At 74.4% G+C, this 12,606-nt stretch carries 11 protein-coding genes; 6 read left to right on the top strand and 5 right to left on the bottom strand.

Annotated elements, in window-relative coordinates; genetic code table 11:
- Positions 1–110: 110 nt before the first annotated feature.
- Both ABZ801_RS28970 and ABZ801_RS28975 read left to right on the top strand, forming a co-directional pair.
- Positions 111–1,472, top strand: a complete 1,362-nt coding sequence (locus ABZ801_RS28970) for a cytochrome P450 (RefSeq protein WP_360703612.1) — start codon at positions 111–113, stop codon at positions 1,470–1,472.
- Complete coding sequence (locus ABZ801_RS28975) at positions 1,469–2,272, top strand: SDR family oxidoreductase (protein ID WP_360703615.1); 804 nt, start codon at positions 1,469–1,471, stop codon at positions 2,270–2,272. The genes ABZ801_RS28970 and ABZ801_RS28975 overlap by 4 nt, the downstream gene beginning before the upstream one ends.
- Before the next feature lie 32 nt (positions 2,273–2,304).
- Here ABZ801_RS28975 and ABZ801_RS28980 read toward each other — a convergent pair whose 3' ends face one another.
- A complete protein-coding gene (locus tag ABZ801_RS28980; RefSeq protein WP_360703618.1) occupies positions 2,305–3,162 on the bottom strand; it encodes an oxygenase MpaB family protein in 858 nt (285 codons plus the stop codon).
- A 74-nt stretch (positions 3,163–3,236) separates the two neighbouring features.
- Between ABZ801_RS28980 and ABZ801_RS28985 the strand changes: the two genes are divergently transcribed.
- Positions 3,237–3,893, top strand: a complete 657-nt coding sequence (locus tag ABZ801_RS28985; protein WP_360703621.1) for a helix-turn-helix domain-containing protein — start codon at positions 3,237–3,239, stop codon at positions 3,891–3,893.
- Positions 3,894–4,137: 244 nt separating this feature from the next.
- A complete protein-coding gene (locus ABZ801_RS28990) occupies positions 4,138–5,604 on the top strand; it encodes a carboxylesterase/lipase family protein (RefSeq protein WP_360703624.1) in 1,467 nt (488 codons plus the stop codon).
- On the opposite strand, the gene lhgO is transcribed toward ABZ801_RS28990, so the two are convergent.
- Positions 5,601–6,785 (bottom strand): L-2-hydroxyglutarate oxidase, encoded by a 1,185-nt coding sequence (gene lhgO / locus ABZ801_RS28995; protein WP_360703718.1) that lies wholly within the window; start codon positions 6,783–6,785, stop codon positions 5,601–5,603. The two genes, ABZ801_RS28990 and lhgO, sit on opposite strands and share 4 nt — an antisense overlap.
- Positions 6,786–6,877: 92 nt before the next feature.
- On the opposite strand from lhgO, the gene ABZ801_RS29000 reads away from it, so the two are divergent.
- On the top strand, positions 6,878–8,944 hold the full coding sequence (locus ABZ801_RS29000) for a bifunctional serine/threonine-protein kinase/transporter substrate-binding domain-containing protein (protein ID WP_360703627.1): 2,067 nt from the start codon (positions 6,878–6,880) through the stop codon (positions 8,942–8,944).
- 30 nt (positions 8,945–8,974) lie between these two features.
- Here the strand turns inward: ABZ801_RS29000 and ABZ801_RS29005 are convergent, their stop codons facing one another.
- The gene (locus ABZ801_RS29005) at positions 8,975–9,163 is read right to left on the bottom strand and encodes a hypothetical protein (protein WP_344954150.1); all 189 of its coding nucleotides are present in this window, start codon (positions 9,161–9,163) and stop codon (positions 8,975–8,977) included.
- A 142-nt stretch (positions 9,164–9,305) separates the two neighbouring features.
- The gene (gene hisN / locus ABZ801_RS29010; protein ID WP_360703630.1) at positions 9,306–10,109 is read right to left on the bottom strand and encodes a histidinol-phosphatase; all 804 of its coding nucleotides are present in this window, start codon (positions 10,107–10,109) and stop codon (positions 9,306–9,308) included.
- A 90-nt stretch (positions 10,110–10,199) separates the two neighbouring features.
- Between hisN and ABZ801_RS29015 the strand changes: the two genes are divergently transcribed.
- Positions 10,200–11,051: a hypothetical protein gene (locus tag ABZ801_RS29015; protein WP_360703633.1), complete on the top strand. Its 852-nt coding sequence runs from the start codon at positions 10,200–10,202 to the stop codon at positions 11,049–11,051.
- A gap of 26 nt (positions 11,052–11,077) precedes the next feature.
- On the opposite strand, the gene ABZ801_RS29020 is transcribed toward ABZ801_RS29015, so the two are convergent.
- Positions 11,078–12,589: an FAD-binding oxidoreductase gene (locus tag ABZ801_RS29020; protein ID WP_360703636.1), complete on the bottom strand. Its 1,512-nt coding sequence runs from the start codon at positions 12,587–12,589 to the stop codon at positions 11,078–11,080.
- Between the last annotated feature and the right edge of the window lie 17 nt (positions 12,590–12,606).

The following is a 12,606-nucleotide window of genomic DNA, read 5'->3' on the forward strand; positions in this document are numbered from 1 at the left end:
CTGGGCGGTCCCTCCCGAAGATCCCTGGACGCGCGCTCGCCCCGTGCGTTACAACAAAGCTACATAAATCGCGTTTTTGTAGCTTCCCCCTCGGGGGCCTGGGAGGGTCCATGGCCACCAGCATCCTCGCCCCGCCACCGCCCGGCAGCGGGCTCAAACCCGTGCCCGGCGTGCCGGGCCTGCCGTACATCGGCAACACCCTGCAGGTGATGCGCGACCCGTTCGGGCAGGCCCGCAAGCGCTACGAGCAGTTCGGGCCCGTCTCGTGGGGCTGGCTGCTCGGCCAGCGCACGGTGACCGTCCAGGGACCCGAGGCCGCCGAGGCCGTCCTGGTCAACCGGGACAAGGCGTTCGCCAACGGCCCGGCCTGGAGCTACTTCATCGGGCCGTTCTTCTACCGCGGCATCATGCTGCTCGACTTCGACGAGCACCTGCACCACCGGCGCATCATGCAGCAGGCCTTCACCCGGGACCGGCTGCGCGCCTACATGGACGCCATGGCGCCGAGCATCGCCCAGGGCCTGGACGCCTGGGAGCCAGGCCGCGGCTTCACCGTCTACGACCACGTCAAGCAGCTCACCCTCGACCTGGCCACCGACGTGTTCATGGGCGTCGAGCTCGACCGCGCCGAGGCCGACCGGATCAACGGCGCGTTCATCGACGCGGTCCGCGCGGGCACCGCCTACGTGCGCTTCTCCGTGCCCGGCCTGCGCTGGCACAAGGGCATGCGCGCCCGCAAGGTGCTGGAGGAGTTCTTCTACCGGCACCTGCCCGCCAAGCGGCGCCACGGCGGCGACGACCTGTTCGCCGCGCTGTGCCAGGCCGAGACCGACGACGGCCACCGCTTCACCGACGAGGACGTCGTCAACCACATGATCTTCGCGTTGATGGCGGCGCACGACACCACCACCATCACGCTCACCACCATGGCGTACTACCTGGCCAAGTACCCCGAGTGGCAGGACCGGGCGCGCGCGGAGTCGCTCGCGCTCGGCAAGCCGGTGCTGGGCTTCGACGACCTGGACGCGCTGACGACGGTCGACCTGGTGATGAAGGAGGCGCTGCGGCTCGTCGCGCCCGTGCCCGCGCTGCCGCGCCGCGTGGTCAAGGACACCTCGATCCTCGGCCACCACGTCCCGGCCGGAAGCGTCGTCGTCGTGCCGCTGCTCACCAACCACCACATGGCCGAGTGGTGGCCGGAGCCGGACCGGTTCGACCCCGAGCGGTTCGCCCCCGAACGCCGCGAGGACAGGGCGCACCGGTTCGCCTGGGCGCCGTTCGGCGGCGGCGCCCACAAGTGCATCGGCCTGCACTTCGCGGGCATGCAGGTCAAGAGCATCATGCACCAGGTGCTGTGCCGCTACGGCTGGAGCGTGCCGGGCCGGTACGAATGGCCGCTGGACACCACGTCACTGCCGTCGCCCAAGGACGGCCTGCCCGTGCACCTGTACCGGCTGGAGGGAACCCGATGAGCAAGGTCGTGGTGATCACCGGAGGCGCCCGCGGCATCGGCCTGGCCACCGCGCGGGCCGTCCGCGCCAAGGGCGCCGACGTCGTCATCGGCGACATCGACGAGGCCGCCGCCAAGGACGCCGCCGACCGCCTCGGCGTGCGCGGGCTGGCCCTCGACGTGACGTCGCGCGAGTCGTTCACCGCGTTCCTGGACGCGGCGCGGGCGGCGGCCGGCCCCGTGGACGTGCTGGTCAACAACGCGGGCATCATGCCGATCGGTCCCGTCACCGGCGAGAGCGACGCCGACGCCCGCCGCTGCCTGGACGTCAACGTCCACGGCGTCATGCTCGGCACCAAGCTCGCGCTGGAGCGCATGCTGCCGCGCGGGCGGGGCCACGTCGTCAACATCGCGTCCCTGGCGGGCGTGATGCCGGCCCCCGGCCTCGCCCTCTACAACGCCAGCAAGGCGGCCGTCGTCGCGTTCACCGAGGCGGCCCGGCTGGAGGTGCGCGACCGGGGCGTGCACGTCAGCGCGGTCCTGCCGAGCTTCACCAACACCGAGCTGGTCGCGGGGACGCGCAGCCCCAACGGGCAGCGCAACTGCGAGCCCGACGAGGTGGCCGCCGCCGTCGTCGACGTCATCGGCCGCCCGCGCCCGCAGGTGGTCGTCCCGCGCCGGCTGGGCGCGCAGGTGCGCCTCAGTGCGCTGTTGCCGGACGTCCTCAAGCGCGCCGTCGCCCGCCGCTACGGACTGGACCGCATCTTCCTGGACTTCGATCCCGAGGCCCGCCGGTCCTACGACGCCCGCATCCGCGGCTAGCCGTCGACCGGCCCGCCATGGCCGCCCGGGGGTCAGCGCACTCGCGGGCGGCCGTCGCGGGCGAAGGCGCGGCGGGCGTGCGGGAAGTAGCGGACGGCCTCGGGCAGCAGCGGCCAGAGCGGGTCCAGGCGGCGGACGGCGGCGGCGAAGCGGCGGTAGCGGCGTTCGTCGGCGGCGCTCCAGGGCAGGCCGAGCAGCTCCCGTGTGCGGGGCGGCATGCCGCCGACGGTGATGAAGCGGGCGACGGCGTTCAGCGGCGGGCTGACGCGGCGCCACAGGGCGCGGGGAACGCGGCGCGGCGCGGGCAGGCCCTTGGTGACGTACCCGACGCCGTAGCGGGCCGTGCGGTGCGGGACGACCACCTCGTCCAGCATGCGCTTCCAGTACGCCTGGAACGCCTCCCAGTCCTCGGGCATGGCCCGGTCGCTCACCCCGTACATCCGGAACCACGTCCTGGACTCGGCGTAGATCCGGCGGCGGTCGGCGTCGGTCAGCGGGCGGACGAACGTGTCGATGCCGTACATCAGGTGGTCGACGAACGTGGCGTGCGCCCAGTAGTAGGTCTCCGGGTCCAGCGCGTGGTAGCGGGAGCCGTCCGGCATCGTGCCCTTGATGTCGCGGTGGTAGTCGCGGACGCGGCGTCCGGTCTCGGCGGCGCGCGGCCCGCCGTACACCGTGTCCATGATCGGGCCGACGGAGCGGCGCAGGCGGGCGAACGTCTCGGCGAAGAACACCGAGTGGTCCTGCACGCCCTGGCCGAGGGCCGGAAGCATGTTCTGCAGGACGGCCGCGCGCGGCCCCACCAGCATCATGCGGGTGTCGGCGAAGTACCGCCAGGTGAGCGAGGTGGGGCCGAGCGGCGGGTCGGCCGGGGCGTGGTCGTCCGTCATGCGCACCGCCGGAGAGGGAGAGGAACAGAACAACGTGAATTGTAACTTCGTCGTTCAACTGTAGGGTGCGGGCTATGACCACCGATGCGTCCGCGCAGGCCGGGCTGCTGACAAGGCTCCGCACCGGCGGCCCCGACACCGACGACCTGGACGCCCGGATCCTGGACGCCGCGCTGGCGGAGTTCGAGACCTACGGGCTGCGCCGCGTCAGCGTCGAGGACGTCGCCAAGCGAGCCCGGGTCGCACGCACCACGATCTACCGGCGGTTCACCAACAAGGAGCAGTTGCTGCAGGCCGTGATCCTGCGCGAGGTCCGCCGCTTCCTGACCGCGATCGCCGAGGCCACCGAGGGCCTGCCGACGCCGGAGGACGCGGTGGTGGAGGGGTTCGTGGTGGGGCTGCGCGGCGCCCGCACGCATCCGCTGATCACCCGGGTGCTGCAGAGCGAGCCGGACGCGTTCGTCGCCCAGCTCGGCATGAACGGCGGCGCGGTGCTGCTGGCCGCCCGCGACATCCTGGCCGGCCGGCTGCGCCGGGCCCGTCCCGGCTCCGGCGAGGACTGCGAGACGGTCGCCGAGGTGCTGCTGCGGGTGGCGCTGTCGCTGCTGCTCGTCCCGGGCGGCGGGCTCAGGCTGGACGACGAGGACGACATCCGCGCCTTCGCCCGCGCCCACCTCACCCGCATGCTCCGCCCCGTGGACGGCTGTGATCCACGTGCCACCGCGTCATGACTTTGCGTATTGTTCAACTCGCGCAACGTGGTGGGTGGGCCGGTGAAGTCGTCCCGTGCTCCCTGCGCAAGCGGGGGTGATCCGCAGGGGTGATCCGCCGGGCCATGCGGGTTCGGATCCTGTCCCCGCCATGGTGAAGGGCTCGGACCGTGGGACGCGGTCCGGGCCCTGCGCGTTCTGGGGTGGACGGTCGCGTACGCTCGGAAGTACTCGAATCTCGTTCTAATTTTCAGGGGAGAGGCGCATGCAGGCGGTCGTTCAGACGCGGTACGGCAAAGTGCGGGGACATGCCGACAACGGGGTGACGGCCTTCCTCGGCATCCCGTACGCGGCGCCGCCGTTCGGCCCCAGGCGTTTCCAGGCACCGCAGCCGCCCGAGCCGTGGGACGGCGTGCGCGACGCCACCGCCTACGGCCCCACCGCGCCCAAGCCCGGCTACCCGCGCCCGTTCGACGTGCTGCTGCCCGACCCGGAGATCCCCGGGGAGGACTGCCTCAACCTCAACGTCTGGACGCCCGACCCCGGCGGCTCCGGCATGCCGGTCATGGTGTGGATCCACGGCGGCGCGTTCCGCAACGGGTCGGGCGCGGTGCCGGTCTACAACGGCGCGAACTTCGCCCGCGACGGCGTGGTCTGCGTGACGATCAACTACCGGCTGGGCGTGGAGGGCTTCGCCCACCTGCCCGGCGCGCCGGCCAACCGGGGGCTGCTCGACCAGATCGCCGCGCTGGAGTGGGTGCGCGACAACATCGCGGCGTTCGGCGGCGACCCCGGCCGCGTCACCGTGTTCGGCGAGTCGGCGGGCGGGATGAGCGTGTCCACGCTGCTGTCGCTCGACCTGGGCCTGTTCCGGCGCGCCGTCGCGCAGAGCGGCGCGGGCGGCGTCGCCCAGACGGCCGAGGACGCGCTGCTGGTCACCAAGGAGATGGCCGCCCGGCTCGGGGTCGAGCCGACCGCCGAGGGGTTCGCCCGGCTCGCCCCGGCCGAGATCATCCCGGTGCAGTCGGCGGTCGCGGCCGAGGTCGCCGCGTTCCCCGACCCGAACCGGTGGGGCGCCAGCACCGCCGCCGGGGGCATGTCGCTCACCCCGGTGATCGACGGCGACCTGCTGGAGCGCCGCCCCGAGGAGGCGGTCGCGGCCGGCGCGGGACGCGACGTCGACCTGCTCACCGGCTACACGACCGACGAGTTCCGGCTGTTCCTGATGCCGACCGGGCTGGCCGGCGCGCTGCCGCCCGACGCGGTGGGCCTGGTCGCCGCCGGCATGGGCGTCCCGCCGCACGTCGTGGACGGCTACCGCGACCGGCACGCCGGCCTGACCCCCGGCGAGCTGCTCGCCACGATCATCACCGACAGCCTGTTCCGCATCCCGGCCAACCGGCTCGCCGAGGGCCACGCCGCGCACGCGCCGACCTGGATGTACGAGTTCGCCTGGCGGTCGCCCCGGCCGGACCTCGGCGCCTGCCACGCGCTGGAACTCGGCTTCGTGTTCGACAACCTGCGCTTCGAGGACACCGAGGGCATGGCGGGCCCCAACCCGCCGCAGCGGCTGGCGGACGCCATGCACCGCGCCTGGGTGGACTTCGCCACCGACGGCGACCCCGGCTGGCAGCGGTTCGACGCCGACGCCCGTCACGTCAAGGTCTTCGACGCCGTGGCCGACGCGGTCGTCCGGGACCCGCACGGCGACGACCGCAAGCTCTGGGGCTAGCCGAGCAGCCGGTCGACGACGTGCTCGGCGATCGCCAGTGACGACGTGGCGGCCGGGGACGGGGCGTTGCGCACCGTGACCACGGGCCCGAGACGGCCGATGCGGAAGTCGTCGACGAGGGAGCCGTCCGGGTCCACCGCCTGCGCCCGTACCCCGGCCGGGGCCGCCACCACGTCGCCGGCGGTCAGCTCGGGGACGAACGCGCGCGCCTCGGCCACGAACGCCCGCCTGGACGCCGACCCGTACATCTCCTTCAGGCCGGTGCGCCAGTGCCGTCGCGCCAGCCTCCGGAAACCGGGCCAGCGCAGCGTGTCCCACACGTCGGCCGGGCGCACGTCCCGCCACCGGTAGCCCTCGCGCGCCAGCGCCAGCACGGCGTTGGGGCCGACGTCGACGCCGCCGTCCACGCGCCGGGTGAAGTGCACGCCGAGGAAGGGGTACCGGGGGTCGGGCACCGGGTAGATCAGGCCGCGCACCAGATCGGTGCGGCCGGGGCGCAGCCGGTAGTACTCCCCGCGGAACGGCACGATCGCCGGTGCCGGGAAGTCGCCCGCCAGGCGCGCCACCCGGTCGGACTGCAGCCCCGCGCACACCACGAGCAGGTCGAACGTCAGCTCCTCGGCGGGGGACGACACCGCGACCCGTTCGCCCACGCGGCGCAGCCCGACGACCTCGAAGCCGAGCCGCACCTCGCCGCCCGCCGCCGTCACGTCGTCGGCGAACGCCCGCGCCACCGCCGGGAAGTCGACGATCGCGGTGCTGGGGGAGTGCAGGGCCGCCACCCCGGCGGCGTGCGGCTCCACCTCGCGCAGCTCGGCGGGTGACAGCCGGCGCAGCCCCGGGACGCCGTTGGCGGTCGCGCGGCGTTCGATCTCCGCCAGCGGCGCCAGCTCGGTCTCGTCCCGCGCCACGACGACCTTGCCGCACTCCACGTACGGCAGGCCGCGCTCGGCGCAGTACTCCTTCAGCAGCCCGATGCCGCGCCTGCACAGCGTTGCCTTCAGCGAGCCGGGCGCGTAGTACAGGCCCGCGTGCGCGACGCCGCTGTTGTGGCCGGTCTGGTGGACGGCGACGCGGTCCTCCTTGTCCAGCACCGTGACCCGGGCGCCGGGCCGCGCGAGCGACAGCCGCCGCGCCACCGCCAGCCCGAGGATCCCGGCCCCCACCACGCCGATGCGCATCTCCGTCACGCCGACGAAGATACGCCGAACCGTCCGTGTCGCCACCGGCACGGGCCGGTAAGGTGATCAAGTTCCTGAGGATTTGGACGGGTATGGCGAGTCCGCTGCACGCACACGACCCGCGCCGTGTCGGCCGGTACGCGCTGGAGGCACGGCTGGGCGCGGGCGGCCAGGGCGTGGTGTTCCTCGGGCGGGATCCGTCGGGCGGGCCGGTCGCGGTGAAGATGCTCCAGATCGACGAGGCCGCGGCGCGGTCGCGGTTCGTCCGGGAGCTGGAGACCGCCAAGCAGGTGTCGCGGTTCTGCACGGCGCAGGTCCTGGACGCCGACGTGTCCGGCGACCGCCTCTACATCGTCAGCGAGTTCGTCGAGGGGCCGACGCTGGCCGCGCTGGTCCGCGACGGCGGCCCGCTGCGCGGCGCCGACCTGGACCGGCTGGCGATCGGCACGGCGACCGCGCTGGCCGCCGTGCACGCCGCCGGGATCGTGCACCGCGACTTCAAGCCCGCCAACGTGATCATGAGCCCGTCCGGTCCGCGGGTGATCGACTTCGGGGTGGCGCGGGTGCTGGACGCGGCGGCCGAGACCGTCAGCCAGGTCGTGGGCACCCCGGCCTACATGGCGCCCGAGCAGGTGTCCGGCGAGCCCATCTCCCAGGCCGCCGACGTGTTCGCGTGGGGCGCCACGATGCTGTACGCCGCGACGGGACGCGCCCCGTTCGCCGCCGACACGATCCCGGCGATCTTCAACCGGATCCTCCACCACGAGCCCGACCCGGGCCCTCTGGGCGGTGTGCTGCGTGAGCTGGTGGCCGGCTCGCTGGCCAAGGATCCGGCGCCGCGTCCCGGCGCCGAGGAGATCCTGCTGCGGCTCATGCGCGAAGGAGCGGCCGGGCCGATCGCGGAGGGGCCCGCGGGGGACGGGGTGCCGGACGAGACCGTCCGCGACACCGTCACCCTGCTCGCCGAAGGCACCACCCGCGCGTCGACCGCGCCCCCGCCGGGGCCCGGACCCGCCATGCGGCCGACCCCGCCGCAGGAGTACGCGCCACCGCACCCCGGCCCACCGCCCGGCTCGCACCCCGGCCCGCAGCCCGGCCCGCAGCCCAGCCCGCAGCCCAGCCCACACCTCGGCTCGCAGCCCGGCCCGCCGCCATGGTCGACGCCGCCGCAGCAGCCCGTTCGGCCGCCGTGGCCCACGCCGACGCACCCCGGCCCGGCGCGTCGCGGTTCGCGACGGCTGCTGATACCGCTCGGGGCCGCGTTGGCCGTCGCCGCCCTGGCGGTGGCGCTGGTCGCCTACTCCGTCCGCGAGCGGGAGGGCGGCGGCGCACCCGGCGCATTCGATGCCGGCGCGGGCTCGTCCGGCGCCACGTCCACGGCCGCCCGCGTCGCGGCGCCGGAACGGATCCGCGCCGCCGGGACGCTGACGATCGCGACCGACCCCACCTACCGGCCCATGTCGTTCACCGGGACGGACGGCATCACCGGCTTCGACGTCGAACTGGCGCGGGAGATCGCCAAGAGGTTCGGCGTCCGGCCCAGGGTGGTGAACACCACGTTCGACAGCATCCTCACGCACGTGCAGGACGGGAGGGCCGACCTCGGGGTCTCCGGCATCACCGACCTGCGGGGCCGCGAGCGGGTCAGCGACTTCGTCACCTACCTGCGCATCGGCACCAGCCTGCTCGTCCCGGCCGGGAACCCCGGGCGGCTGAAGCCGGACGACCGGTCGCTCTGCGGCCGGACGGTCGCCGTCGTGGCCGGAACCGTCCAGGCCGAGAGCCTCGGGGGCTCGGGCGCCCACCGCGCCAGGTGCGAGGAGGCGGACATGCCCGTCCCGCGGGCCCTGGAGCGCACCGCCCTCCCCACCGTCCAGCAGGCCCTCACAAGCGGGGCGGCGGACGCCGCGCTGGTGGACTCGGCGATGGCCGGCTACCTGGTCAAGGAGCGGCCCGGGGCGTTCGCGGTCGCCGGGCCGCTCGCCGATCCCCAGCCGCAGGGCATCGCGGTGCGCAAGGGCGATCGCGAGCTGGCCACGGCCGTCCGCGAGGCGCTCCGGCATATGATCGCCGACGGTGCGTACGCGCGGCTGGCCGACCGCTGGGGCCTGACGGCGGGCAAGATCACCGACCCTCGGATCAACGGGGCGACCGACTGACCCCCGCCGCCGCGGGCCGCGGACGCCGCGTCAGCTGCCGAGGCGCTTGCGGCCCTGGGCGCGCAGGCGGCGGCGCTGCGACGGGTCCAGCATCAGGTAACCGACCACGGGCAGGGCGATCACGCCCAGCACGATCAGCATCGCGATCAGGGGGCCGAGGATCTTCAGGGCGACGAGTCCGACGGCCACGCCGCCGATGACGAGGACCACCTTGGGCATTGCGACACCTCCGAGGTCTCTTACCCGGCAAACGGCCGTGGCGGGCCGGTGGTTCCGGATCCGGGCCCTTTCCACGATATATCGCGTGCCGGGTGCGCCCCAGCCCCCCGAAGCGCGGCCTCACAGCCCCGAGGCGCGGCCCCTAGATCTTCAGTGAGAGCTGCCCGCCGCCCAGGATGCGCAGGACGTCGGCGTGCAGGCGGCCGTTGGTGCACACCACGCTGCCGCCGTCCGGGCCGGGCACTCCCGACAGGTCGGTGAACATGCCCCCGGCCTCCTCGACGATCACCTGGAGGGCGGCCAGGTCCCACAGCGACACCTCCGGCTCGGTGGAGATGTCGACCGCGCCCTCGGCGACCATCATGTGCGACCAGAAGTCGCCGAACGCCCGGGTGCGCCAGACCGCGCGGGTCAGGTCCAGGAAGCGGTCGAGCCGGTCCTGCTCCTCCCAGCCGCCGAGGCTGGAGAACGACAGCGACGCGTCGGCCAGGTCGGAGACCGCCGAGACCTGGATGCGGCTGGCGCGGGTGAGGCTGCGGCCGGTCCAGGCGCCGCCGCCGCGGGCCGCCCACCACCGGCGGTTCAGCGCGGGCGCCGAGACCACCCCGACCACCACCTCGTCGTTCTCCATCAACGCGATCAGCGTGGCCCACACCGGCACGCCGCGCACGAAGTTCTTGGTGGCGTCGATCGGGTCGATGATCCAGCAGCGCATGCCGTGCCCGGTGCGGCCGAACTCCTCGCCGAGCACCGCGTCGCGCGGCCGGGCCCGCTTGAGGGTGCCGCGGATATGCTCCTCGACACTGCGGTCGGCGTCGCTCACCGGCGTCAGGTCCGGCTTGGTCTCGATGGTGAGGTCGAGCGCACGGAAACGCTTGGTCGTGATGTCGTCGGCTGCGTCCGCCAGCACGTGCGCCAGACGCAGATCGTCGGAATAGCCCGCCACGCCGTGCAACGCTACCCCGATCACGGGGTGCGCCGACACACTTACCGGTGCGCATCTCTCCGGCGGCGAACGGGTGAAAGCATGTGGGGCATGGCGCACGAGCTTCCCGGCTGGGTCGCGGAACTGACCGACCCGCGCCGGGCCACCACCCTGGACGAGCTGGCCGACCGGCTGGTGCCGCTGGCCGAGCACGCGATCGACGTGTCGCGGCGCCTGCAGGCGCTGCTCAACGAGCTGAACGACCCGTTCCGGCGGGAGGCCCTGTACGGGCGGGTGGAACGGCTCAAGGCGCGCGCGGACGAGGCGCTCGGCGAGGTCGGCGACGAGCTGGCCGCCGCGGGGGAGGAGCGGCTGGAGCGCGTCCGGGCCGCGCTCCCGGCGCAACCGTCCGTTCCGGAGGGCGGCGGGCAGGCCGAGGAGCTGCTGCGGCGGCTGGACGCGGCGGTCGTCCCCGACCTGGCCCGGCGCCGGCAGCAGGTCGCCGAGCAGGTCGCCGAGCGCACGTCGGCGGCGCTGAAGGAGGCCACGCAGACGCTGCTGACCCGCGTGGAGGAGCTGGCGTCGGCGGTCACCGACCTGATCCACGACGTGCTGCCGCTGGCCCGCGAGGGCCTGGAGCTGGCCAACCGCATCTCGGTGCTGTCGGGCCGGTGCCGCCAGGCCGGGGGCGGGCCGATCCCCGAGCCGCTGCGCGAGGCGGGGGCCGAGACGGCGCGCGCGTTCGACGAGGCCGTCGCCCGGCTGGAGCTGGAGTGGGCCGCGCTCGGCGCCCGCTCGGCGACCGTGCGGGCCGCGCTGCGCGGCGCGGAGGAGGCCGCGTTCAGCCATGTCGCGGGCGTGCTGACCCGGTCGGTGCGGGAACTGGCGCCCGAGCACGTCCGGTCGCTCGACGAGGCCGAGGCCAGGGCCCGCAGCCTGCTGGAGGAGCTCACCCGAGGGTGAACCGCCCGGACCGCCCGGGCGGCCGGTCAGATCGCCTGGGGGAAGCGGAACAGCCGTCCGGGGTCGTAGGCCGCCTTGACCTTGGTGAGACGGTCGAGGTTGGCGCCGTAGTAGGCGCGGCGCCAGTCCGCCAGGTCGGGGTCGATGTAGTTGACGTACGCGGCGCCGCGCAGGTGGGCGTCCATGGCCCGGTGGGTGCCGCGCAGCCAGGCCAGGTCGTCGCCGTCGGCCAGGTACTGCAGGACGAACAGCCCGCCGCGGTGCGGGAACGCGGTCTCGCCCGGCTCGGTCCGGCCGATCGCGCCGCCCATCGCGTCCATGAGCACCGAGCGTCCCGACCGGTCGTTGCCGCGGGAGAACCGCGCGACCAGGCCGTCGACGGCGTCGTCCGGCAGCGGGCGCAGCGCGACGTGCGACTTGCCCGAGTAGTCGGTGCGGGGGAACCGCCCGTCCGGCCGCTGCCCCGGCAGGTCGCCCTGGGCGTGGCAGGCCCCGACGGACTGGCCGGAGCATCCGCCCATCGCCTTCATCGCGTCCAGGTACGGGCGGCGCCGCGAGTCCCGCGCGCTCGGGTCGCGGCCCACGGCCGCCACCAGCCGGTCGACGTGCGGGCCGGGATCGGTGAGGGCGGCGCCGGAGACCTCCACCGTGGGCGCCCCGGCCGACGGCTCGCTGTTGATCTGCAGGCTCGTCCACACCTCGCCGGGCGCGGACGGCGCCCACCGCTGCCACCCGCGGATCACGTCCGCGGCCCGCGACCACGGCCAGCCGACCGAGAACGTCGTGACCTCCTCGGCGTCGTGCGTGCGGTAGGTGAACCCGACCGCGACGCCGAAGTTGCCGCCACCGCCGCCCCGGCACGCCCAGAACAGGTCGGGCTCGCGGCGGGCGTCGCACTCCAGCACCCGCCCGTCGGCGGTGACGACGCGCGCGGACTCGAGGACGTCGCACGTCAGCCCGTACGCGCGGGACAGTACCCCGAGCCCGCCGCCCAGCGTCAGCCCGGCCACGCTCACGGTCGGGCAGGTGCCGCCGGGCACGCCCGCGCCCCGCTCGGCGGCCTCGGCGTACAGGTCGATCAGCCGGGTCCCGGCGCCCACCACGGCGCGGCCGCCGTCGATCCGCACCTCGTCCATCGGGGACACGTCGACGACCAGGCCCGTCCCGGTGGACCAGCCCGCGTAGTTGTGCCCGCCGCTGCGCACCGCCACGGGCAGCTTTTTGACCGTCGCGAACGCCACGCACTCGGCGACGTCCTCGGGCGTGGCGCAGTAGGCGATCCCGGCGGGGCGGACGGAGTCGTAGCGCGGGATGTACAGGCGGCGCGCCCGGTCGTAGTCGGCGTCGCCCGGGCGGACCAGCCGTCCTTCGAGGCCGCGTTCCAGGGCGTTCCAGTCGGCCGGGCCGGTGGGACGGGCGGTCGTCGGCCGTGACGGCGGCGTCTCGCGGCCCGGACGGGGCGCGGCGTCGTCCGAGCAGCCGGCCGCCGTCGCCAGCGTGGTCAGTCCCGTCGCCCTGAGGAACGCGCGCCGCTCCATGGGAACAAGTCTTACAT

This window comes from Actinomadura sp. NPDC047616 (assembly GCF_040642915.1).
GTDB lineage: Bacteria > Actinomycetota > Actinomycetes > Streptosporangiales > Streptosporangiaceae > Spirillospora > Spirillospora miaoliensis.